The organism is Leptolyngbya sp. O-77 (assembly GCF_001548395.1).
GTDB lineage: Bacteria > Cyanobacteriota > Cyanobacteriia > Elainellales > Elainellaceae > Thermoleptolyngbya.
Map to the genome: position 1 here is coordinate 1,273,777 of NZ_AP017367.1, position 21,314 is coordinate 1,295,090.

The following is a 21,314-nucleotide window of genomic DNA, read 5'->3' on the forward strand; positions in this document are numbered from 1 at the left end:
GTCAGGAAGTTGGCCCAGCCAGCGAGACGGCGGCGGCAATTTGCTGCATATGGCGAATGGGGTCATAGTCGCGATCGCCCACCAGCACAAATCGGGCCAGGCTGCCCCTGGCTAAAATTTCCTCTCCTTCTGGGTCGTCGGCCATTTGCACCAACAGGCTGCGGAGGCGCGTGCGGATAGAGGTAGGCACCGCCATAGACACCAGCCAAGGCGGACTAGGACTGGGGCCGAGCGTATCGATAATGCGAATCTGGCGTTGCAGGGACGGATCTTCGCGCAGCGCGTGTTCTAGCACCGTGCTGTCAATTGCCGAGGCATCCACTTCGCCGCTGAGAACTTGCTGGAGCGAAGTCTGGTGTGCGCCCGACTCGACCACGCTGCCAAAAAAGCCGCGGCTTTCTTCTAGCATAGCCAGGTGATAGCGCGTCAGAAAATAGCCAGAGTGCGATCGCGGCTCGTTGTAGGCCCAGCGGGTGCCGCGCAGATCCATAAACCGCTGAAACGGGCTTTCGCGCTGCACCACCACGTCTGAAAAATAAATCGGCCGATTTTGGTAGCGATCGCCCCGCATCACAGGCGCAGCCAGCAACTCTATTTGTGGGTCTGGCTGATCTGCCTTCTGCACATAGGGCACCCCGCAAATCCAGCAGACCTGAATCTCACCCCGGTCAAAGCGCTCCTCACGCTGCTGCCAGGGAATCTGATCGATAAACTCAGTCGGAAGTCCAAGTCTGCGCTCTGCATAGGCCGCAATTTCTGCCATTACAGGCAGCGTGTTATCTGCCATACAAGAGGTAAAGGTTAAGGGACTGGCTCCAGATTGATCTGGTCGATGATCCATACGTCTATCAGAACAAGCTCACAGGGCGATCGCCATCTCTTATGGCTGAAAGGACTGAGATGCCTAAACTGACATGCCTAAAAGGACTAAGAAAAGACCAATCTACCAAACTTGTTACAACAGCCAACAGGCTGCTATGCCAATCCTCTAGCCGCCCCCGCATCCACCAGACAGCCGCTACAGCCACAGCGCCCATAGGCCAACATCAGCCGTTGACCCAGTGCCCCCTTTGTCGATGCGCTCCCTTGCCGCGCTCCCTGTCTCGCAAACCGGGCCGCCTGCGTGCTAAAGGGGTTTATGCTGGCGTTGCCATAGGACACGGTATGGCCCAGGTCATTTAGCACTGCAATATCAAGAACGGTTGCCCGCTTGCGCTGGCCGCGCTGGGCAAAAGGAGTCATCAGAGGTTCCCCCACGCCGCCAAACGTGTAGCCATTGCGGATATGCTCGGAACTATCCAGCGGCAGGGGGTTGCCGCCATTCTGCGCTATGGTACTTGACCCACCAAAGCCGCTACTGAGCTTGAGCCGACTGAAAGCGCGGCTGGTGCCGAAGCCCAATACATGGGCAATTTCATGCAGCGCGGTTGAGAAAAAGTCCTGCTGATTGCTGGGAATATCGCTGGTGCTGTCGAGCGTGCGGTCAAAATACCAATCTGTCGTGATGTCGAACGCCATCGAGCCAATCCACGGCTGAAACGCATCGCCCTCATAGCGGCTCTCGCCCACAAAATAGCCCGACGGCCCAGACAGCGCCAGCGTCGTGCCGCCCAGTTCTCGCGCCCCGGCAAAGATGGTCAAATCGTCAATTGGGCGATCGGTCACAAAGGTTCGCACGGTTCCCCCCGTGGCCGGATTTCGGACGTTTGGCGTGCGTTTCCCCGTCGGCACGTCAGGAAACTCACTCCGGATAATCGTAGACCAGACCTCTGCTGCTGCCTCTAGTACGGCTCGCCGTAGCGGGGTAAACCAACCCCTCGTGTCAAAGCGATAGTCGATTTCAATTTTGAAGTCGCTAGTCTTTAGCGGCGCAGCCGACAGCATAAGCTTGTAATTTGTCCGCTGGTTTGCCCGATTGGGCACAACGCGGATAAAGTAGGTGCCTGCTGCCAGAGTGTCGCGAATTACCTCCGGGCGCTTCCCCTTTCGAGCCGACTGGAGCAGGGCTGTGCCCTGGTCATCCAGCAGAGCCACATCTGCATTTGCCGTTAGCTCCGACAGATTCAGCGAAAACTGGCTGGCTCGCAGCACTCGAAATTGGTAGAAATCCAGATCCTTGCCGCCTACGAAATCCCGAAAGGACTTGGGCGTTTCTGATAGGCGAATACGCCGCGCGGCGTTTAAGGTATTTCCAGCGCGATCGGGAGGAGTCATAGCGTGTTTACCCAGTTGGCGGGCTTGCTAGTTTGCCACTTCAGACATCTCAAAAATCCGACCGTCCCAGTCTTTTACCAAAAAGTTCAGCGGCTTGTCGCTACGAATTTTGTACTGTGCGCCTCGGCTCTGAATTCGCAACAGCATTTGCTCCAGACAGTCATGATCAAAGCAGACATGGCGCTGGCGGTTCTTTTCGCCCAGGCTTGCACCCGTAATCACATGAAGTTGGGTCTTTTTGCGGAGTTGGTACCACAGTCCGTCGGGATTGCTGAGCGAGGGGCTGGTGGAATAGCCAGTGGTGCCCGATAGGTAGAGCGGGTCTAACCCAGCCCCGCCAATGGTCTGCTCGTAGTTGTAGTAATAATGCAGCGGCACATCGGCGGCGGGCAAATCCAGCACCTCTTCATAAAACCGCCGCGCCAGTTCCAAATCCGACACCATGATGGTGTAGACCTTGGGGGCGCTGGAAAGGAACATCCACATGGCTCCGGCGTAGGCGACCAGCAGCATTACCATCACGCCCTGAGTAGACAACAGCCCATCAATTGGGATCGCCAGGAAGAGGGAGAACAACTGGGTGAATAGAAGCTTGGTGAACAGGGGGTCTGCTAGTGAAGCGGTCATTAGAGGGAGAGCCATGAGCATCTGCACAGTAGAGCGAGCGCTAGAAGAACGAAGAAGGAAGAACAAAAAGGGAAACCAGAGCCATGAGCATCTGCACAGTAGAGCGAGCGCTAGAGGCGCTGGGTGGGCGCGATTACTGACTCCAGTGTATCAAGAACGTCTGGGTCATCAAGGCCGACGTTGCAGCTTGAGAGGGGAGGGGGGAGGCGGGGCGATCGCCCTTCCTGCTTCATTGGGCGCATCCCAGTGCTGCAAGTTTGCCCTCATCCCCCAGCCCCTTCTCCCAACAAGGGAGAAGGGGAGCCAGATTGGAAGCCCCTCTCCCACTTTGGGAGAGGGATATTAGGGTGAGGGTTACAAAAGTGGGATACACCCGTTTCATTTCCCGAATTTTCCCAATTGGCACGATGAATAAGCGTGGAATAAACGTACTGGAAGCCCTGCGAAGGCTTGACGGGCAATCCAAAAATCGCAAATCCAAAATCGAGAATTGACGCTTGATTGACGCTTAATTAACACTTGGATGTTTCCGAGATGTTTCCGACATTGGCACAAAGATGTTTCCGACATTGGCACAAACATGGACACAAAGCAATCTAACCCTGAGCCACATCGTTGCCCTATTTTCCGCAATGGTCGTTCTGGCAGCCATTCCCAGCGTCAGTGTCCTCAACAGTCTCCTCGCGGGCCGCCAGCCTTGGGTTTCTGCATGGCGTGTTGACGGCAGCAGGTATCGTGGTGGGTGATCTCCTGTTTATTGCGATCGCCCTGTGGGGACTCTCATTTCTATCCAGCGCCCTGGGCAGCCTGGTGTTTCTGATCAAATATCTGGGCGGAGCCTATCTAATCTGGCTGGGCGTTCGGCTCTTTCGGGCTAGGGCGCAGCCTGTGGAAACGCAGGCCCTCTCCTACTCGTCGAGGGTCTCCAGTTTTCTAACCGGGCTGCTGATTACCCTGGCTGATCAGAAGGCGACGCTGTTTTACCTCGGCTTTTTCCCTGCGTTTCTGGATATGTCTCAGGTGTCCTATGTCGATGCAGGCGTGATTATGCTGGTGGCGATCGCCGCGGTTGGGGGCGTGAAGGTCATCTACGCGCTGCTAGCAGACCAAACCCGGTTCCTCCTGGGCGCGGGGCTAAGCACTCGGCTGAATGCGATCGCAGGCGGTGTGATGATAGCAGTTGGGCTATTGCTGATTCTCACTGCGGCATGAGGCAACCGTCACGCTGCGGCCAGCGCCTTTTGCAGCAGCGCCTCCAGTTGCGCCACGCCGGCCCGGGGCGACAGGCGGGGCAGTGGAACCAAGTCGGGCGGGGAATCGGGGCGATCGCGCTGCCAGACCAGCACCGGAATCTCATACTGATAGGCCTGAAACCAGTCGTCGCGAGTGGTGATGTCACGAATTTCCAGATCGACGGAAATGCTTTGCACCTGCGTCAGCTTTTCTTGAAGTCCCTCGCACAAGTGGCATCCGGGCTTGCTGTAGAGAATGAGCTTCATCGTAAACCCCTGACTCTTCTCAATCCCCATTTCCCCATCGGCTTATGCGCCTTTTATCGTAAAATATACTCATTGAGATTTTCCCAAACTGGCCATCTTCACCCTTAAACACGCATTATGACTCAATCCGTAGACGCTCCGGCGCAGACACAGCCGTTCGACCTAGACGCGCTCAATCAGCAGTTTGACACCGCCCATCCCAAAGACATCCTCGCCTGGAGCGTAGAAAATATCCCCACTGGCCTTGTGCAAACCAGCGCTTTTAACGTCGATGACCTGGTGCTGACGGACATTCTTTACAAGCAGCTTAAGCCCGCTCAGCCCGTTCCTGTGCTGTTTTTGGACACGCTTCACCACTTTCCTCAAACCCTAGAACTGGTCGCCAAAGCAAAAGATTTGTACACCCTCAACCTCCAGGTCTACAAAATTCAGGACGTAGACACCCGCGAAGCCTTTGCCGCAAAGTACGGCGAGGCGCTGTGGAATAGCGACATCCTCAAGTTCCACGACCTGACCAAAATCGAGCCGCTTCAGCGCGGACTGAGCGAACTCAACACCGTCGCCTGGATCACCGGCCGCCGCCGCGACCAGGCCACCACCCGCGCCGAGATGCCCGTGTTTGAGCTAGACAAGCAGGGCCGCCTCAAGATCAATCCTCTAGCCTCGTGGACGCGCAAAGATAGCTGGGCCTACGTCGCAGAACACGGCATGATCTATAACCCGCTGCACGACCAGGGCTATCCCAGCATTGGCGACGAGCCGATCACCACGCCCGTCAGCGAAGGCGAAGACGAGCGGGCCGGACGCTGGCGCGGTACTGGCAAGACCGAGTGCGGCATTCACATTTAGGATTTTGCATTTCGGCTCACGTTCAGGTTCAACAAACTTTTCCCATTCGCTATGGTGTAGAGGCGTACAGTCGTGCGCCTTTTTCTTTTATTCCTGTCGAGTCTTTCCGCCGATGACTCTGATTACCGTTCGCCCTGAAGGACTCTATTGCGAGGCGGGCGACTTTTTTATCGACCCGTGGCGACCTGTAAATACTGCACTGATTACCCACGCCCATTCTGACCATGCGCGATCGGGGTCGGCTCGCTACATTGCAACCGAGATTTCAGCAGGCGTGCTGAAAAAACGACTGGGCGAGAACATTCGGCTTCAGGGCGCGACCTACGGCGAAAAACTGAAGTTGGGAGAAACCTGGGTCTCGTTTCATGCGGCGGGGCATGTGCTGGGTTCGGCGCAGATCCGCGTGGAACATCAGGACGAAGTGTGGGTCGTGTCGGGCGACTATAAGCGCGATGCAGACCCGACCTGCGAACCGTTTGAGGTGGTGGAGTGCGATCGCTTTATTACCGAAGCAACTTTTGGTTTGCCGATTTACAACTGGCAGAGCGGAACGGAGGTGTGCAGGCAAATTTACGACTGGTGGCAAAGCGACTTGGAACGTCCCTCGCTGCTGTTTTGCTATGCCTTTGGCAAGGCGCAGCGAATTCTCAGTGAACTCAGGCATTTCTGCGATCGCCCTGTTTATGTACATGGCGCAATTCACGCACTGACCGAAATTTATCGCAGCCTGGGAATCCCAATGGTGCAAACGATTCCCACCTCCGAGATGCCGCGCAGCTACAAGTTTCAGGGCGACCTGGTGCTATCGCCGCCGTCGGGGCATCGCTCAAGCTGGATGAAGCGATTTCAGCATCCGCAGACCGCCTTTGCGTCTGGCTGGATGGCGGTGCGTGGCGCACGACGCAGACGCGGCTATGAACGGGGATTTGTGCTGTCAGACCATGCCGACTGGAACGGGTTAGTGAACACTGTTCTGCAAACTAAGGCGAAAACAGTGTATGTCACTCATGGACAAACGGATGTGTTGTCAAGATTCTTGAAAGAAGCTCATCACATTGATGCGATGCCGCTGAAGACCCTGTTTGAAGGAGAGGGTGATATTTGAATAGAGCCGTAAATAAATCGGTGATTCTGCTTTACAGTTTGCGGGCATAGAGCGTGTAACGCCGAATGGGATAGGCATAACGGCTGCTCAGATTGCGAGAATTGTTGTCATCGTGCATGAGGGCGTGAATGGCGCGACGATAGCCCAGATGATGGGCGATCGCCTGCACTCGCGCCACCAACACATTACCCAGCCCCGCGTAGGCGCGACCCGGCAACACCGCCACCGTTTTGATAATCACCGTATCCACTGTTTCGCCGCGCTGCGCCTGGAGCAAATCGGGCACGGCAAACAAAAAACCGACTAGGTTTTCACCCTGTTCTGCCAGCAGCACTAGCTCCGGTTGCACATAGGGATGTACCTGGCGATATTGCGTCAGAAATTCTGCCTGGGAAATTGGGCTATAGAGGAAGTTTTGCCGAAACGCTACCAGCGACAGCGTGTGAATTCGCTCTAGCTCGGTGTCGAACTGGTCGAGTGCCAGCGGGCGAATCTTCACGCCTGCTGTGTCCAACCGCTGTTCCACAGCCGCCAGTCGCGGATCGACCTGGGTCAAGTCCGTTGCCAGCGCTGAGGAATAGTGTGCGATCGCCCCAAAGCCTGCCGCCTCAAACTGTTCGCACCAGTTATCGGGATTATCCGGCTCCAGAAAAAACAGCGGCTCCGTTCCGCGATCGCTCAGCAGCCGATAGCGCCGCCAGGTGTTGCCGTCGATGGGGGCGATCGCCAGCGTGCAGCCACGAGCCAGCAGTTCCCCTGCGGCATGGTTGAGCAATCCTGCCGCAGCCGACCCATCTGCCACGTTGTAATGCCCAATCAAGCCCAGCCGTTCACCCGGATAAGCGGGCACCGAGCGCCACCAGAGAGAGCAATACCCGACAACGGCTTCAGATCGCTGCAAAACCCAGTGGGCATCGGGCTGGTGCAGTTCCAATCGCCGCGCTTCTAAGAGCGGAAAACCGTCCTGATTTGCCAGGGAAGCCAAGTCAGCAGAATTGTTAATCTGGATGTAACGTTCTGTAAGCATGGTGTGAGGGCGTGCAAGACCGATCGGCAGCGAATCTGAGGCTGTCTCTGTCATAGCTTTAATATCGCAACTTAAGAAATGCTGGAACCAATTATTTACCTGACGCTGTTTGGGCTGGCGGGATGGGCGATCGCCCAACTGGTGCGCTGGCTGGCAACAGGGAAGCGGCCCCGCTCGTTTCATGGGAAACCCGCAGCGGGTGTCAAGCCTGTTCTAGAAAGGCGACTGGTACGCCTGCTGAATGGCGATCGCGCCGCAGCCCACCGCCTGGTGGAATCTGTCCAGCAGCGCTACCCCGATCGCCCGACGGCCTGGTGCTGGGAGAAAGCGATCTTTGACCTGGAGCGCGATCGCTTCCGCTAGTCCCTGACCCCTGGCGGCATAAAATACTTTCATGCAGATTCTCCTAGTAGACGACGAAATCGAACTCACCGAGCCGCTGACCCACGTCCTCAAGCGTGAAGGCTACGCGGTCGATGTGGCGCACGACGGGGCAGAGGGGGGAACCTTGGCGACTCAGGGCAGCTACGACCTGCTGATTTTGGACTGGATGCTGCCGCACCAGAGCGGACTAGAAATCTGCCAATCGCTCCGCGCCAAAGGCGACACCACACCCGTTCTATTCCTCACCGCCAAAGACACGATCGACGACCGGGTGGCCGGACTGGATGCTGGTGCAGACGATTATCTGGTGAAACCGTTTGAGCTGCGAGAGTTGCTAGCGCGGGTGCGGGCGCTGCTGCGGCGGCCGCCCAGTTTGGAACCGAGCGCGCCAGCCCGGCCTGCATCCCGGCTCGCGGTCGGCGATCTGGAACTGGATGTAGACAACCAAGTCGCCTACCGGCAAGGGCGCACCATTGAGCTATCTGACAAAGAGAGCCAGCTCCTGGACTATCTTATGCGGCATCCAAACCAACTGCTGACTCATACTCAGATCCATGAGCAGGTCTGGGGCGATGCCGAAAAAATCGGCAGCAACGTGCTGGCGGCGCAAATTCGCCTGCTGCGCCGCAAGATCGAGGGCAAGGGGGAGAGTACGCTGATTCACACGGTATATGGGAAAGGGTATCGGTTTGGGGAGTGAGTGAGGAGGAGAGGGAGTGTTGGGGTGTTGGGGTGTTGGGGTGTTGGGGTGTTGGGGTGATAGAGAAGGGTGATCCTCTGTAGTTTCTGCTGACCCCTAACCCCTGACCCCTGCCCCCTAACCCCTAGTTTGAATAACTCAACATTTCGCGGAATAACTCAACATTTTGCGGTTCAACGGTGTGCAATCATCATGAATCATGGAGACACATCACAGCGCACCGTAAGTTGTTAATAAAATGCAAAACTCTCAGCAACCGACCGTAATCATAACCGGAGCCTCTTCGGGAGTGGGGCTATACGCTACCAAAGCCCTGGCCCAGCGAGGATGGCATGTCGTCATGGCCTGTCGAGATCTAGCCAAAGCCGAAGCTGCTGCACAGTCTGTCGGTGTTCCCAAAGATCACTACACGCTACTGCATATTGATCTGGGTTCGCTCGACAGCGTTCGCAAGTTTGTGGATGAGTTTCATGCCACCGGGCGATCGCTCGATGCACTGGTCTGCAATGCTGCCGTCTACATGCCGCTGCTCAAAGAGCCGCTCCGCAGCCCCGAAGGTTACGAACTCAGCGTCGCCACCAATCATCTTGGGCACTTCCTGCTATGCAACCTGCTGCTGGGCGACCTCAAGGATTCCCCCGCAGCGGACAAGCGCCTAGTCATTTTGGGAACCGTCACTGCCAACTCCAAGGAACTGGGTGGCAAGATCCCCATTCCCGCGCCCGCTGACCTGGGCAACCTGGAAGGGCTAGAGGCCGGCTTCAAAGCGCCGGTTTCCATGATCGACGGCAAAAAGTTCAAGGCCGGCAAAGCCTACAAAGACAGCAAGCTCTGCAACATGATTACCGTGCGCGAGTTGCATCGCCGCTATCACGACACCACGGGCATTACCTTCAGTTCACTCTATCCTGGCTGCGTCGCCGACACGCCGCTGTTCCGCAATAGCTACCCAATTTTCCAAAAAGTCTTCCCCTGGTTCCAAAAGAACATCACAGGCGGCTATGTCTCGCAAGAACTGGCGGGCGAGCGCGTGGCGCAGGTCGTAGCTGATCCGGCGTTCAAGCAGTCCGGAGTTCACTGGAGCTGGGGCAACCGTCAAAAGCAGGGGCGCGAGTCCTTTGTGCAGGAGCTTTCGGAAAAGGCCACAAATGATGCCCTGGGCGATCGCCTCTGGACGCTCAGCGCTAAGCTCGTTGGGCTATAGTGACCTGGCTATCCTGCACGCCAAACAATACTCCCTTTGCGTAAAAGTTCTCCGAGGACGTGCATTGTTGCGCGATATCGTCGCACGTCTCTCAGCAGGCAAACTCCTCCTCGCACAGGTCGGCTCTTGAAACAGAATTAGGCTCTACAGTCTGAATAAAAGCTGTAGAGCCTGTTTTATAGCAATCGAAGTGTTGCACAACACCCAAAATCCCGATCCCTCGTGGCAAAATTTACCTGAATCAATCGGCGCAGCCAAGTGCTGGATATGAACAGAGTTTACATGCATCAGCAGAATAGTTTGATGCATTCTGCTATTCAGCACCCCATTCAGCAACCCCGCTGAATTTGTTTTACACCGAGGCAAAAAGATGAGTCTTATCTTTGACGTTTTAAGCGCGATCAACAACCCCAACCAGCAAGCCAGCGTTAGTTCGCTGGGTTCCATTGTCAATACTGTCTCTCAACTTGCAGGGAACCAGGGTCTCAGTCCTGCGACGACCCAGAGTGCCTTCTCTGTGGTGGGCAACCTGGCTCGTACTGCGCTGAAGCAGCAGCAAACCACCGCAGGGATGGGGGGATTGGAAAGCATGATCGGTCAACTCGCGGGCGGTTCCGCTAGCGGGGCAGCGCTGCAATCCCTGATTCCTGCCGGACTACAGCAACAGGCCGTCCAGACTATTTCCTCTGCGACTGGCATCAGCCCCACGATTGTCCAGGGAATGCTGCCAGGGCTGATTACGGCTGCGATGGGGATGCTGAACCTGGGCGCACCCAAACCTGGCACCCGTGGCGGCAACCCCCTGCTAGCTGCTTTCCTAGGCGGCGATGAAAAATCGACCGACCTCGGCGAAACGCTGAAATTTGCCAGCCGTTTCCTGAATCCGCCTCGTTAGGTTCTAGCACCTAGTTTGACCAGTTTAACAATCAGGCTTCCTGGAGATTCTTGCGCCGCAAATCTCTAGGGAGTCTTTTTTATGGGTTTGTTTTATCAGTAGGAAAAGGAGTGGAAAAATCGACCGGTTGTAGATCTGCTGAACCGACGGTTTTCTGGTCTTATAGCGTCTGACCTCACTTTTCTAGGTGACGCCACGAATGACATTCCTGGCAGCCCCACAAATGCCTGACTAGCAATCCCAAATCCCAAATCCCAAATCGAGAATCGCTTGGGATGTAACGCCTATGTCACCAAAAATTCACGAATCCTTGCAGAAAGTTTCAGGAATTATACGGAGGCTCTGTGTAGTTTCTTCGTAGACAACCAAATGCTGAACGTCTGACTCGGCGGAACTTTCATAGATTCTGCATCGTCAATTGCCAGGGGTGCGCTGCTATTTCAGGTGAAAAAGAATTTTCCGTACTTTCAACCTGACACTACTTTGGGCTTTGAGAGACATTAACAGGTGGAAAGGCGGATAACGCGGGTTCTAAAGGCATATACACCCTGGCACTGACTGAAATACACCACGAGGATGTCATGAACATGCGCTCTTCTACAGGTCGGCAAGAAAAAGCGAACAATGCAGATCGGTCGCGCAATGGTCTTAGCACGACTGCCCGGCCAGCCCTTAGAGTGCAGAAGCGCTGGCAGCCCAGAGTGCGACGAGTAGACACGGCGATCGCCCCTCGTGCTGCGGCTCCCATCAGCCAGACCGAGTTGGAAACGGCGCTGCGTCAGGAAGCCCTCCAGGCAGCCCAGCGCGGCGATCATCAAGAGGCGATCGCCCTATTCACCATCATTCTGGAGCAAAACCCCAGCAGCGCCCGTGACTACAACAATCGTGGCCTGGTCTACTTCCAAAGCGGAGACATGGAGCGGGCGATCGCCGACTATAACCAAGCGCTCGCGCTAGATTCCACGCTCGACAGCGTGTATAACAATCGCGCCAACTACTACGCCGCTCAGGGCAAGTTTCTAGAAGCCATCCTGGACTACGACGCAGCCCTTGATCTGAACCCAACCAACGTCCGCGCCTGGCTCAATCAGGGGATTACGCTGCGTGAGCTAGAGATGCACGAGCGCGCTCTAGAATGCTTTGACTTTGCGCTGCGGCTGGGTCGTCTGGAAGCCCACATCTACGCCGAGCGGGGTCGCACACATCACCTCTGGGGCGACTGGAACGCTGCCCTGGCAGACTATCAGCGAGCAATTGAGCGGCTATTGCTGCCCAATACGGCCACGCCTGGTGGAGCCGCTCGACTGCGCCTTCAGATCGAAGTCTGGAGAGATGAACTGCTTGCGCCGCTGGAATCGGAGCCATAAGCCAAATTCGGTTTACCCAAACGCACCCGAAAGCCAGCTTGCTGCAAACGGTGAATTACTGCAAATAGCGCGAATAAAACTGCGAAACTGGCTCAAAATTACAGAAAAACCCTCGGAACCTATCCTGAAAGTCGCAAAATACCAAGGTGAATATTACTTTAGCTAATACTTTAGCTAAGCTACTTTCGCTAGGCTACTCCAGAAGAACGTGGGTGAGATGGTGAACCAGGGCGCGAAGTCCAAGAACATAGCTAAACGCGCCAAACCCACTGATCTGTCCAACTGCAACGGGTGCAATGTAGGAATGATGCCGAAAGGACTCCCGCCGATAGACGTTGCTGAGATGAACCTCGACCGTGGGCAGCGCTACAGCGGCGATCGCGTCTCGAATGGCAATGCTAGTGTGGGTATACGCTCCGGGATTAATCAGTAGTCCATCCTGAACGCCCATCGCCCCGTGAATCGCATCGACCAAAGCGCCTTCATGGTTAGACTGAAACGAATCTAGCTGAACACCAAGCTGAACTGCTGCATCCTGCAATGACTGATTAATGCTATCAAGAGTCTCCCGTCCGTAAATCCCCGGCTCTCTGTGTCCCAGCAGGTTCAGATTTGGGCCATGCAAGACTAGGATGCTCAGATTGGACACAAAAATTGGACACAAAAAATCGCTAGAACAACAAATCAGACGCAGTTACGCGTAAGGCTCGTCAAGGCAATCGAACCTAAACAGCACGACTGCCAGAAGCGTCAGGCTAAACAAATGTCCAGTACAAACTTATCCACTCACGTTGCCTAGATTCGACCCAAAGACCATTGCCAACGTCAACAGATCTTCAGGGTCGAAACACACTGCTCGGAAGCAACTTAGCGGCGACGGCTGCGGTCATCGACTGGAATGGGAATAGGTTCTGGCTCCGGCTGAACGTCTGGGCCCAGCAGCGCCTCTACTAGCTTGCGTGCCCACTCTTTAAGCTTTTCCAAAACCTTATCGATATAATCCATTGACTCAGACTGCTCCTTGATGCAGACCTAGATCGTGTCTTGCTCGAAAGAATTCCAGACTGTTTGTTACGTCGGTTACAACGTATATTTACTATGACCCATCCAAGTGGAAGTTGACAAGGGCACCAAAGCCAGAGAGTGCAAATCCAACAACCTCAAGTTCAGAAGCCCAAAACTCAGACTGTGTCAATCCACTCGGTCACAGAGCCAGAACAACAAAAGCGGAATCGTAAGCTGCTACCTAAAATCATAACCAAATGTCCAGAATTATCAACCCTAATCAGAGACCTACAGGTGCATGGATCTGCATCTCTGCTCCAGAAATGGGTTAGAGAGTTAGGGCGATCGCCCTGATTCTGACCATCGCCCAGTTCGTAGAGATTTCTGGTTCGCTGGCTACTCCAGTTCGCCTAGCTCAGCAGACTGCGGAACGCTGACCACATATCGATAGCCCGTTTCAGCCGAACCCTGGATGTTGATCGTGCCTCCGTGGAGTTCTGCGAGCTGCCGACTGAGCATCAGCCCCAGGCTTTGGCGGAGCATGTTCTGTGGGACCGAGCCGTCAGCAGTGTCACTTTGAAAAAGTGCAGACTTCTGGGGATCGCCCGCAGACCAGCCGTAGGACGACGCATGGGCTTGAGACAATTCGGCTGGGGTCAGCATTTGCCCGGTATACAGGTCAGCAGCCGGAAGCCCCTCACCCAGCCAGGGATGCGAAGTCCACACGGTAATGGTCAGCGCCGACTGCTTGCGAGAAATGTGGACGCGGATAATGCTTTCGGTGCTGGCAGACTGAATCACGCTGAACACCAGGTGATAGAGCATCTGACGCATTTTTTCTTTGTCGAGCATCCAAATGCGGTTGCCCGGCTCGACGGTCAGCCGAATGCGCTGTTCTCGCCGTTGTGCCACCTGCTGGAGGGTGCTAAACGCCTGTTGACACAGCATTTCTATGTCAATTGGCGCAAGGTTTAGGACGCAGTTTGTGTCGTTGAGTGCGCCCAGTTCTAAAATTTCATTGATTAGCGAGAGCAAGGTTTGACCGCTGTTGTGGACGATTGCCAGATACTCCTTCTGCTTTTCTGTCAGCGGGCCGTAGATTTCACGGTTGAGGACGCTGGCCATGCCCAGGATCGACGTGAGGGGGGTGCGGAGTTCCTGAGCCATTTGAGCAATTAGATCTGCCTTGATCGAGGTGGTGGGCGACGCGGCGATCGCCCCCTTGGGAGATTTCATCATGGGCTGGGGCGATCGCCGCAGGAGATAGTTGCGCTCATACTCGCTCATACTCCAGCGGGCAATTAGCTCCAGCAGTTCCACTTCACGGGTCGAAAAATCACGCGGCTGCAAGCTCAGGACGGCGAGCGTCCCAACACATTGACCATTGCCCGCAATCAGAGGAGCGCTGAGGTAGGCTCGAATGCCATAGTGCCGCACCAGCAGGGTGTCCGCAAAATCGGGATGGGCCGAAGCGTCATTTAGCACAAGCACCTGGCGGCTTTCGACCACATGGCGACACAGCGCGTCGGCGCGGGGAAGCTGGCGGGTTGTCGCCAGTTCATTCATCAGCCCAATTCGCGATAGCCCGACCGCAGATTTGAACCACTGGCGCTGCTTGTCCATCAGCCCCAGCACACAAATTCGAGCATCCAAAAGATGGGCAGCCGTTTGAGTCGCTTCCTCAAAAATCGGCACACTTTCAGCATCCATTAACCCAAGGTCGTTCAGGGTTTTAAGGCGCTGTTCTTCTATGCTCTTTTCGACACTGTGCGCTGGCTCTCCGTTCTGGGAGAACGAATCCTGATCTGGGCTAGGCATCGCGACCCTCTTCCTTAACATGTCCTCTGGTTAGCCGTCTCTTTTAAGGATGTAAAAGTCTTTCAATACACCTAGAGTTCCCTAACTTTAATTTCAACAAACATTGACAGAAATGAGACTTACACCCGGCCCGGACTAACCATTTCTTTATCAACTACAAGGTTGAAAATGAGGAGGAAACATCCACAATAGTCGGAAAAAATGGAGCGATCGCCGCAAAAACACGCAGGACAAACCCTGTTACAGGTCTTTGTGTTTGCGGTCAGTTCCTTACAATCCCTTTACCAAAAACATAGGCGAACAGGAAAATCAGGATCATTCAAATATTCTCGCGACAAAACAAGTGCCCCCGATATAGGGTGTTTGAAACTAGGGTAGAGGCGGATGGACAAGAAGCCCTTGCCTCGTCAGGGCAGCGCTAACCTTACCCCGCAAGAAAAGGCTGTACCGTTGGAAGAGAGCCATTAAAAAGTCGATTAGAAGGTGGCACCACCGCCTAGTTGCTCCATCTCGCAGATATCCCAGAAAGCAGTACCGGGTATAACTGCGCCAGGATCGCGTCAGGATTGCGTTAGACGGTTTTGTTCAACTTCTCATTTCCAGTTTTTGGTTCAACAGCGCTGTTTAGCCTGTTCAAACTTGCTGTTCTATTGTGTCGTTCTATTGCTCGACCTTTGCTCAACTTTTTGTTTGACTTTTGTTTAACTTTCTGTGTGTTTAACTTTTTGTTCGACTTTTTGCTCAACACCGTGCGATCGCTCTCTTTGTAGTGGCAGAGAGCGAGGCGGTAGCCACAGAATCGACCAACGAAGCGCCAGTGAGTTTGCTACTGAATTCTAGAGTGGGGCGGTGACAGATGAAACGTCTGGGCAGATTCTACATGCTCAACCCCAGGCACCTGGCGGAGCGCGGGCAAATCACCAGACGGGCAGGAACCCGTAACAATCCCTACCTGATCCATCACCTGATCAATTTTCATGCCGTGTTCTTGCAGTCCTTCGGCAACTTCTAGAAGGCGATCAAGGTGATCGTCTGCAACGGAAACAGTTATTTGAACATTTGCCATATCACTCTGGTTGGTAGAGGAACCGTCGAAATCTCATCTCGAAGACATCTCAAGCTTGAGGAGATACTCTAGATTTTAGGGCGATCGCTCGTTCCCCTGTCTCTTCCTTTAGAAGAATACACCTGCTACCTGCGTGGTGAATTGACAAGCCTGCCATCGGGCAGTCGGGCGATCGCCCGGGCCGCCTCCGGAAACGAGCTGCGTCGCTGTCCACCGCTCCGAGCCGCCGCACAAAACACATCCAGCGGGGTATCGAGCAAGCGATCCCACGGCTCCTGCCCTTTCAGTACATGGGGCGCAACGTCTGGAAGTTCTTTGAGCAACCACCGAGCTAGACGAGCCACCGCATCTTGCAAGGTGAGCAATCGCATGGGGGCTGAGCCATGTAACTCGTGCAGGTGGGCATCGGAACGGCCGTAGCGCTGCCACTGTTCCCAGAGCGCAGACAGCGTGGCGCGGTGGCGATGGCGGGCGATCGCCCCTTCCGCAAAGCGAATTTGCCAATGCCCGGTCTGCAAGATGCGCCAGCACAAGTCTGCATCACCGCCGCTGGTCAGGTGGGGACGAAACAGCCCGACAGCTTCGAGGGGCGATCGCCGCACAGCCAGGTTAGCCGTCTGTCCGTAGGGCAAAAATCTGTGAGCCAGCGTGTGTCGCTGCGAGAGAATCCCCCGGCGGGCGGCGTACCGCTCTAGCCAGGTGGCCGGTTCAAGGGGCAACACTTCTCCTGCTACTAGCCCGACCTGGGGATCAGCGAAGGGGGGCAGCAGGTTCCGCAGCCAGTCCGGATCAGGCCGACAATCGACATCTATAAAGGCAACAATCTCGCAAGGTGCATCACCCGACAGGGCGGCCACAATACCCGCATTGCGGGCGGCATAGGCGCTTTGAATGTCTGAAACAGCCAGCAAATGCATGGCAAGACCGAGCGCTTGAAACTGCACGGCAGCAGCCTGGAGCAAATCGGGCGTGCGATCGCGGCTCCCGTTATCCACCAAGACGTATTGAATTTGCTCTCGTGGATAGGCTTGCTGAGAGAGACAGGACAATAGTTCCGGCAAATCGGCTGCTCCGTTAAAAATCGGAACCACCACTCCGACTCGCGGATACAGTTCGGGAAATAGCTCCTCCTCTAAAAGTTCCACTTTTTCTTCAGAAGTTTAAGATGTCTAAAATATTACGATGCAGTGTGTAAGGCATAGTCAGAGTATGTCATCAACTCTCACTGAATTCTTTTTAGAAAACTGCCTGAAGTTCATGGCTCATTCTAATCTTTTGTGAGCCAGATCACAGGCTCCCTGTTGCCTTAAATACAGATTCAATAAAGAAAACTAAAGCTCGAAAATTCTGGCCGCTTTCGGCGTTAAGCTTTAAATACTGAGCCTTGGTCAGCGTTAATCACGTTCATCAATTGTTCAAGAATCCGTTTAGGAATCTGTTTAGGAATTACCTCGTTTACAAGGTGCTTTCAGGATTCTTTATAAAGTTACCTATTCTTAAAAATTTCATGGATTGCATTCCATATATTTCACATTTCAGAGAGGGGGAAAGGCGATGAACGCTATCTGCCAACTGAATCGGCACGGCAAAACCAGCATTCGGACTCTGCGGCAAACTGTCCGATTCTCTCTCATTGCGGTTAGTGCGCTGACGCTGTTGTTGGGCACAGCCAATCGGGCGATCGCCAACCCAGAGGCAGTCACCCCAGAGACAGTCGCCCCAGAGACAGTCGCCCTAGAGACAACTTCTGACGCTGCTGATCCGGCTGACATCGAGGAAATCAACACCTCCATTACGCAGGACTATATGCCTGCGATTGTCTACTTGCCCGATCCCAACACCCAAGAACTCGTTCCGCAATCGGTACTGGTGACTGCCGACGAACCAGTGGCCGGTGCTGTCACCCAAATCGTCGAGTCCTACGAAGGGCAAGACGTGGGCATCACGGGCTACGAAGTCAGTGTGGATGAGGCAGCAAAGCAGGCCGAAATTAACTTCGCAGTCAACAATCCCCGCGGCGGGCGTGCGTTTCAAAGCCTCAGCAGCGCCAATCAATATTGCTTGTTTGAGGCCATTCGAGAAACGCTATTGACTCAGCCTGCCTATGGCATTCAGCAGGTCATTTTTCAGGCCAATAGCGTTGACTTTGATATTTAGCCTTGAATATTTAGCCTCCTTCTAGCGGGTGTCCTAAAAAACATCCATAAAGCGATATACTACAAGCGCAATCGCTTTATGGGTTTGGCTCATTGGCCTTGTTCATAGATTCCCGGTTCATGGATTATAGGCTGTGGCTCCGGCCATGTCCCCACGCTTGAGAGGTATTGGTCATCTTGACAGAATCATCTGAGAGCGAAAAAGACCGATTTTTCTATCCCATTGGGCGCTATCGAGGTGATTTCTCTCCTCAAAGGCTGGCGTTCAATGCTAATCTTCAAGAATTTGCCCAGCGTATCGGCATTATTTGCAGCCTAGAAACAGGCGGCAAGATTTCTCCTGAGGAAGCCTACGACCAGATCAAAGCGCTCTGGAAACAGCTCAAAGCTTCAAAATCGGCCCTGATCGATACACTTCAAGACCGGCCTGAGTTGCCGCCAGAAGAGTAGCGCCCAGGGTAGCGCACCAAATAGCGACCAAAACCAGAGCCAGTGAAACGTCATTAAATAACCACATTAAATAAATATCCCAAGGGGAACTAGGAGCTTTGGGCAGGGCCATGAGGTTTGCGTGAAACCTCTCCCTACCCAAAACTCTGCTAAGGTCTGTTTTAGCAGATACCTTTCAGCGAGCTTTAAAGCACGCCCTGGCTTTTCTCGTCATCGTCCTCTCAACCCCTCACCTTCTGGACACAGAGACTAGCCTGCCAAAGTTGATAAACCAGGCGCTCTATGGCAGCAGGCAGGGCTGCGAGAAAAACGCCCTCGTGAGCGTAGGGACTGGACGATAGCCAACTTCCATAGAGTGTGACTTCAACCCAGTCTGCGTCTGCTGGCGCCAGGGCGATTGCCTCAGGTTGTGCCTTCAGGAGTTGCTGTAGCTGCGCCAATTGAGGCACGTTGGCCCATAGCAAGAAACTGGCGGAGTTTGGCGTGACGTGCAGCGTTTCGCCGCAGCGCAGGGCCAGCGTCACCCGTTGGGCGATCGCCGTTTCGATGGGCGTAGACAGGCACTCTATATAAACGTCGGCATCGGTATAGGTAAGCTTTAGCATGACAAACGCTGTTCCTTCAGAAAGATGCGGTTAGCAAGCAGAAGGTTCGGGTTTGCGGCAAGTGGCAAAAAAGAACCCCCGCTTCTGACGATCAGGAGCGGGGGACAAAGAAAACCGGGTCGCTTTGCCTCTAGGTGGGTGACAGGATAACCCTGCACCTCCCGCTCATATTGTTGAGTTGCGTTTTGTTGAGTTGCGTTGCAATGCGGCCCAAGATGGCCAGGGCAGCATTAAAAAATCCAAGCTGGAATCCAATGGGAAGGTCACTCGTGGGCAAGGGCGATCGCATCCCAATGGCGCAGGCTGCTGCATCGAAATCGGGATCTAGTTCTGCCTGAGAGCGAACGAGCAAGCAATCCGAGCAATGAGAGAGGGCAGATAGATCAATCCCTTGAAGCCCAACGCCAGTTCCAGCGCCCTTGCGCCGCCCCAACTGGCAGCCTGCCCACAGCGTCACGCCAAAATGCTGCCCCCCTTCAAGCAAAGACAGCCCAACCGATTGAGCCAGTCCGGCTTTGGACGGGTCAATCCGCGTGCTGTAAAGGATGGACAGAGCGAGGCTTAACATAGAACTTGCAAAAACTGGGGTTACCCAAAAACAGGGTTGCAAAAGCGTGCAAAAGAACTGCGAAAAAGCGCGAAAGCACTGCAAGGCTGGAAACCGACAAAGCGACAGGATTCAGGAAGGGAAACAGCAGAAAAGTGGAAATAGAGGCTGGTAAGCAGGAGCGCGTGATACCAGGAATTAAACAAGCGGCGACAAAACTACTAATATTACAGTTGTAGTATAGCCGCATTGCTTTGGCAAGCCAATAACCGACACTTGCTTTATCTGGCGACCTCACTCAAAATACGCAAAATTCCGGAGTGTTTTACAAAACTTTAGATTTTTGATTCGGAATGACGGGCTAAATGTCGGGGGCGGCCATAAAGCGAGAGACTTCGGCGTGCATCAGCGCGATTTCCGGATCTCGTTGAATCGCACGAAAATAGCCCTTTTCCAGCTCTGTACCAAATTCTGACGGCTGCATCAGCACCCGCGCTCGGTTGAACAATTCATCTACTTGCTCCATCGAGACGGGCTTTTTGGACAGCACCACATCATCAATTTGCACCACAAACTGAGAAATGGGGCGCAGCCAGCTAAACCAACCGTCATCCTCGATCACCAGCTTAAAAAACTCCGTATTCGAGCGAATCGGGCCGTGAAATTCTTCATAAATGCTGCGCTCCGATTCCAGCAGGGCTTTGTGAATCCGCAAAATCGCTAACCGAAGCTGACGAAGCCGCTGCAATTCAGACTCAAGGGAAGGGCGAGAAGAAGACATCAGAAGTTAACCATGGAAACCGAATCACAAACCAGGATGCAGTGCCTAGACGATGGAGCGACCCGTCAAGACAGCTTCACCCTTTATCCCATCATCGCATCCTCTCCGATTCCCAAAACCCAATCTTTGATCAGCGCGTTTACCTGCTCCGGCACTTCGTCATGGGGACAATGCCCCGCGTTTAGGTAATGCTCTGTCAGGTTGGGATAGTGCTGGCGGAAGAGCGCTCCTCGACTGCGGGCATTCATCCACGGATCGCCCTCGCCCCAGAGCATCAGCAGCGGACACCGCATCTGGCTCAGCAGCACGTCATTCTTTTCGCCACGGGGAGACTTGAACACAGCCGCGAACACGGCGGGTGCGCCCGGATCGCAAGAGGGGCGGTAGATATCCTCAACCAACTGGTCGGTGACGGCGCTGCGGTCTAGATAGACCTTTTCCAGCGTTTTGCGAATGACAGATTTTTGCCGGACGTATTGAAACAGCAGAAAACTGGGGAGCGGCTGCAACAAGAGCGATCGCACGATGTCTCCCAACCACTGCTGCACGAGGTTGGGCTGAGCCGCTTGCGCCGTTTCGGTAAAGGCTCCAGCGCAGTTCAGCAGCACTAGCCCTGCTGCGGATTGTGGACGCTGGGCCACCACACACAGCGATGCATAGCCGCCCAGCGAGTTGCCCGCCAGCACCACAGGTCGCCGAATCACGTCGGTAATAAAGTCGTGCAACTGATCGCGCCAGAGGTCGCCGCTGTAGACGATATCGGGTTTCTGCGATCGCCCAAAGCCCAGCAGGTCGATTGCCCACACTTCAAAGTCGGCGCTTAGCCCGGCCACGTTCTTGCGCCAGTGATCGGTAGACGCACCGAAGCCATGCACCAGCAGCAGCGGCGGGCGATCCGCCAGGCCATCCCTGTGGGAATCGCCCCGTCGTTCTCCTGCCCGGACGTAGTAAATGGAATAGCCGCGCCAGTTCCAGTAGGCTCCCACCGCAGGGGCAATCGCAGTTTGCATGAAAC

24 protein-coding genes are annotated in these 21,314 nt (G+C 54.6%); 10 read left to right on the forward strand and 14 right to left on the reverse strand.

Annotated elements, in window-relative coordinates:
* Position 1: 1 nt before the first annotated feature.
* The 3 genes from O77CONTIG1_RS05430 to O77CONTIG1_RS05440 all read right to left on the reverse strand — a co-directional run bounded on the left by O77CONTIG1_RS05430 (position 2) and on the right by O77CONTIG1_RS05440 (position 2,856).
* The gene (locus O77CONTIG1_RS05430; protein ID WP_197673328.1) at positions 2-787 is read right to left on the reverse strand and encodes a PhnD/SsuA/transferrin family substrate-binding protein; all 786 of its coding nucleotides are present in this window, start codon (positions 785-787) and stop codon (positions 2-4) included.
* A gap of 188 nt (positions 788-975) precedes the next feature.
* Complete coding sequence (locus O77CONTIG1_RS05435) at positions 976-2,214, reverse strand: pre-peptidase C-terminal domain-containing protein (protein ID WP_068508727.1); 1,239 nt, start codon at positions 2,212-2,214, stop codon at positions 976-978.
* 27 nt (positions 2,215-2,241) lie between these two features.
* Positions 2,242-2,856 carry a glyoxalase-like domain protein gene (locus O77CONTIG1_RS05440; protein WP_225894693.1) on the reverse strand — a complete coding sequence of 205 codons (615 nt, stop codon included), beginning with the start codon at positions 2,854-2,856 and terminating at the stop codon, positions 2,242-2,244.
* Between the two features lie 600 nt (positions 2,857-3,456).
* Here O77CONTIG1_RS05440 and O77CONTIG1_RS05445 point away from each other — a divergent pair.
* Entirely contained in the window at positions 3,457-4,053 is a 597-nt protein-coding gene (locus tag O77CONTIG1_RS05445) for a LysE family translocator (protein WP_286132556.1), read from the forward strand.
* A gap of 8 nt (positions 4,054-4,061) precedes the next feature.
* Here the strand turns inward: O77CONTIG1_RS05445 and O77CONTIG1_RS05450 are convergent, their stop codons facing one another.
* Positions 4,062-4,340, reverse strand: coding sequence for a glutaredoxin family protein (locus O77CONTIG1_RS05450; protein ID WP_068516058.1), 279 nt, complete (start codon positions 4,338-4,340; stop codon positions 4,062-4,064).
* Positions 4,341-4,457: 117 nt separating this feature from the next.
* On the opposite strand from O77CONTIG1_RS05450, the gene cysH reads away from it, so the two are divergent.
* The gene (gene cysH / locus O77CONTIG1_RS05455) at positions 4,458-5,189 is read left to right on the forward strand and encodes a phosphoadenosine phosphosulfate reductase (protein ID WP_068508733.1); all 732 of its coding nucleotides are present in this window, start codon (positions 4,458-4,460) and stop codon (positions 5,187-5,189) included.
* A 112-nt stretch (positions 5,190-5,301) separates the two neighbouring features.
* Positions 5,302-6,294, forward strand: a complete 993-nt coding sequence (locus O77CONTIG1_RS05460; RefSeq protein ID WP_068508735.1) for a ligase-associated DNA damage response exonuclease — start codon at positions 5,302-5,304, stop codon at positions 6,292-6,294.
* 31 nt (positions 6,295-6,325) lie between these two features.
* Here O77CONTIG1_RS05460 and O77CONTIG1_RS05465 read toward each other — a convergent pair whose 3' ends face one another.
* Positions 6,326-7,321 (reverse strand): GNAT family N-acetyltransferase, encoded by a 996-nt coding sequence (locus tag O77CONTIG1_RS05465; RefSeq protein WP_068508736.1) that lies wholly within the window; start codon positions 7,319-7,321, stop codon positions 6,326-6,328.
* Positions 7,322-7,399: 78 nt separating this feature from the next.
* On the opposite strand from O77CONTIG1_RS05465, the gene O77CONTIG1_RS05470 reads away from it, so the two are divergent.
* The 5 genes from O77CONTIG1_RS05470 to O77CONTIG1_RS05490 all read left to right on the forward strand — a co-directional run bounded on the left by O77CONTIG1_RS05470 (position 7,400) and on the right by O77CONTIG1_RS05490 (position 11,871).
* Entirely contained in the window at positions 7,400-7,684 is a 285-nt protein-coding gene (locus O77CONTIG1_RS05470; protein WP_068508737.1) for a hypothetical protein, read from the forward strand.
* 31 nt (positions 7,685-7,715) lie between these two features.
* Positions 7,716-8,405 (forward strand): two-component system response regulator RppA, encoded by a 690-nt coding sequence (rppA, locus tag O77CONTIG1_RS05475; protein WP_068508740.1) that lies wholly within the window; start codon positions 7,716-7,718, stop codon positions 8,403-8,405.
* A 238-nt stretch (positions 8,406-8,643) separates the two neighbouring features.
* On the forward strand, positions 8,644-9,609 hold the full coding sequence (locus O77CONTIG1_RS05480; protein ID WP_068508741.1) for a protochlorophyllide reductase: 966 nt from the start codon (positions 8,644-8,646) through the stop codon (positions 9,607-9,609).
* A gap of 370 nt (positions 9,610-9,979) precedes the next feature.
* The gene (locus O77CONTIG1_RS05485) at positions 9,980-10,504 is read left to right on the forward strand and encodes a hypothetical protein (protein ID WP_068508742.1); all 525 of its coding nucleotides are present in this window, start codon (positions 9,980-9,982) and stop codon (positions 10,502-10,504) included.
* 581 nt (positions 10,505-11,085) lie between these two features.
* Positions 11,086-11,871, forward strand: a complete 786-nt coding sequence (locus O77CONTIG1_RS05490; RefSeq protein WP_156434955.1) for a tetratricopeptide repeat protein — start codon at positions 11,086-11,088, stop codon at positions 11,869-11,871.
* 193 nt (positions 11,872-12,064) lie between these two features.
* On the opposite strand, the gene aroQ is transcribed toward O77CONTIG1_RS05490, so the two are convergent.
* The 5 genes from aroQ to O77CONTIG1_RS05510 all read right to left on the reverse strand — a co-directional run bounded on the left by aroQ (position 12,065) and on the right by O77CONTIG1_RS05510 (position 16,905).
* Positions 12,065-12,520: a type II 3-dehydroquinate dehydratase gene (gene aroQ / locus O77CONTIG1_RS05495; protein WP_084782976.1), complete on the reverse strand. Its 456-nt coding sequence runs from the start codon at positions 12,518-12,520 to the stop codon at positions 12,065-12,067.
* Between the two features lie 218 nt (positions 12,521-12,738).
* Positions 12,739-12,876 (reverse strand): hypothetical protein, encoded by a 138-nt coding sequence (locus tag O77CONTIG1_RS25125; protein WP_172353315.1) that lies wholly within the window; start codon positions 12,874-12,876, stop codon positions 12,739-12,741.
* A 396-nt stretch (positions 12,877-13,272) separates the two neighbouring features.
* Positions 13,273-14,694 carry a GAF domain-containing sensor histidine kinase gene (locus O77CONTIG1_RS05500; RefSeq protein ID WP_068508743.1) on the reverse strand — a complete coding sequence of 474 codons (1,422 nt, stop codon included), beginning with the start codon at positions 14,692-14,694 and terminating at the stop codon, positions 13,273-13,275.
* Positions 14,695-15,520: 826 nt separating this feature from the next.
* A complete protein-coding gene (locus O77CONTIG1_RS05505; RefSeq protein WP_068508745.1) occupies positions 15,521-15,760 on the reverse strand; it encodes a hypothetical protein in 240 nt (79 codons plus the stop codon).
* Between the two features lie 125 nt (positions 15,761-15,885).
* Positions 15,886-16,905 (reverse strand): glycosyltransferase, encoded by a 1,020-nt coding sequence (locus tag O77CONTIG1_RS05510; protein ID WP_068508747.1) that lies wholly within the window; start codon positions 16,903-16,905, stop codon positions 15,886-15,888.
* Positions 16,906-17,314: 409 nt separating this feature from the next.
* Here O77CONTIG1_RS05510 and O77CONTIG1_RS05515 point away from each other — a divergent pair, with 409 nt between their 5' ends.
* Complete coding sequence (locus O77CONTIG1_RS05515) at positions 17,315-17,917, forward strand: hypothetical protein (RefSeq protein ID WP_068508749.1); 603 nt, start codon at positions 17,315-17,317, stop codon at positions 17,915-17,917.
* Between the two features lie 176 nt (positions 17,918-18,093).
* Positions 18,094-18,366, forward strand: coding sequence for a hypothetical protein (locus O77CONTIG1_RS05520; RefSeq protein WP_068516067.1), 273 nt, complete (start codon positions 18,094-18,096; stop codon positions 18,364-18,366).
* A 221-nt stretch (positions 18,367-18,587) separates the two neighbouring features.
* Here the strand turns inward: O77CONTIG1_RS05520 and O77CONTIG1_RS05525 are convergent, their stop codons facing one another.
* The 4 genes from O77CONTIG1_RS05525 to O77CONTIG1_RS05540 all read right to left on the reverse strand — a co-directional run bounded on the left by O77CONTIG1_RS05525 (position 18,588) and on the right by O77CONTIG1_RS05540 (position 21,309).
* Complete coding sequence (locus O77CONTIG1_RS05525) at positions 18,588-18,971, reverse strand: alr0857 family protein (RefSeq protein WP_068508751.1); 384 nt, start codon at positions 18,969-18,971, stop codon at positions 18,588-18,590.
* Between the two features lie 130 nt (positions 18,972-19,101).
* Positions 19,102-19,539: a hypothetical protein gene (locus O77CONTIG1_RS05530; protein WP_068508753.1), complete on the reverse strand. Its 438-nt coding sequence runs from the start codon at positions 19,537-19,539 to the stop codon at positions 19,102-19,104.
* A 340-nt stretch (positions 19,540-19,879) separates the two neighbouring features.
* The gene (locus tag O77CONTIG1_RS05535) at positions 19,880-20,299 is read right to left on the reverse strand and encodes a hypothetical protein (protein ID WP_068508754.1); all 420 of its coding nucleotides are present in this window, start codon (positions 20,297-20,299) and stop codon (positions 19,880-19,882) included.
* Between the two features lie 83 nt (positions 20,300-20,382).
* Positions 20,383-21,309, reverse strand: coding sequence for an alpha/beta fold hydrolase (locus tag O77CONTIG1_RS05540; protein ID WP_068508756.1), 927 nt, complete (start codon positions 21,307-21,309; stop codon positions 20,383-20,385).
* Positions 21,310-21,314 lie beyond the last annotated feature (5 nt).

Bases quoted from the DNA above. Each gene is read 5' to 3' on its own strand.
- O77CONTIG1_RS05430 (WP_197673328.1), bottom strand. From the start codon at position 787: ATGGCAGATAACACGCTGCCTGTAATGGCAGAAATTGCGGCCTATGCA.
- O77CONTIG1_RS05535 (WP_068508754.1), bottom strand. From the start codon at position 20,299: ATGTCTTCTTCTCGCCCTTCCCTTGAGTCTGAATTGCAGCGGCTTCGT.
- O77CONTIG1_RS05460 (WP_068508735.1), top strand. From the start codon at position 5,302: ATGACTCTGATTACCGTTCGCCCTGAAGGACTCTATTGCGAGGCGGGC.
- O77CONTIG1_RS25125 (WP_172353315.1), bottom strand. From the start codon at position 12,876: ATGGATTATATCGATAAGGTTTTGGAAAAGCTTAAAGAGTGGGCACGC.
- O77CONTIG1_RS05525 (WP_068508751.1), bottom strand. From the start codon at position 18,971: ATGCTAAAGCTTACCTATACCGATGCCGACGTTTATATAGAGTGCCTG.
- O77CONTIG1_RS05500 (WP_068508743.1), bottom strand. From the start codon at position 14,694: ATGCCTAGCCCAGATCAGGATTCGTTCTCCCAGAACGGAGAGCCAGCG.
- O77CONTIG1_RS05485 (WP_068508742.1), top strand. From the start codon at position 9,980: ATGAGTCTTATCTTTGACGTTTTAAGCGCGATCAACAACCCCAACCAG.
- rppA (WP_068508740.1), top strand. From the start codon at position 7,716: ATGCAGATTCTCCTAGTAGACGACGAAATCGAACTCACCGAGCCGCTG.
- O77CONTIG1_RS05440 (WP_225894693.1), bottom strand. From the start codon at position 2,856: ATGGCTCTCCCTCTAATGACCGCTTCACTAGCAGACCCCCTGTTCACC.
- O77CONTIG1_RS05530 (WP_068508753.1), bottom strand. From the start codon at position 19,539: ATGTTAAGCCTCGCTCTGTCCATCCTTTACAGCACGCGGATTGACCCG.
- O77CONTIG1_RS05450 (WP_068516058.1), bottom strand. From the start codon at position 4,340: ATGAAGCTCATTCTCTACAGCAAGCCCGGATGCCACTTGTGCGAGGGA.
- O77CONTIG1_RS05465 (WP_068508736.1), bottom strand. From the start codon at position 7,321: ATGCTTACAGAACGTTACATCCAGATTAACAATTCTGCTGACTTGGCT.
- cysH (WP_068508733.1), top strand. From the start codon at position 4,458: ATGACTCAATCCGTAGACGCTCCGGCGCAGACACAGCCGTTCGACCTA.
- O77CONTIG1_RS05515 (WP_068508749.1), top strand. From the start codon at position 17,315: ATGAACGCTATCTGCCAACTGAATCGGCACGGCAAAACCAGCATTCGG.
- O77CONTIG1_RS05470 (WP_068508737.1), top strand. From the start codon at position 7,400: ATGCTGGAACCAATTATTTACCTGACGCTGTTTGGGCTGGCGGGATGG.
- O77CONTIG1_RS05480 (WP_068508741.1), top strand. From the start codon at position 8,644: ATGCAAAACTCTCAGCAACCGACCGTAATCATAACCGGAGCCTCTTCG.
- O77CONTIG1_RS05505 (WP_068508745.1), bottom strand. From the start codon at position 15,760: ATGGCAAATGTTCAAATAACTGTTTCCGTTGCAGACGATCACCTTGAT.
- O77CONTIG1_RS05490 (WP_156434955.1), top strand. From the start codon at position 11,086: ATGAACATGCGCTCTTCTACAGGTCGGCAAGAAAAAGCGAACAATGCA.
- O77CONTIG1_RS05435 (WP_068508727.1), bottom strand. From the start codon at position 2,214: ATGACTCCTCCCGATCGCGCTGGAAATACCTTAAACGCCGCGCGGCGT.
- O77CONTIG1_RS05540 (WP_068508756.1), bottom strand. From the start codon at position 21,309: ATGCAAACTGCGATTGCCCCTGCGGTGGGAGCCTACTGGAACTGGCGC.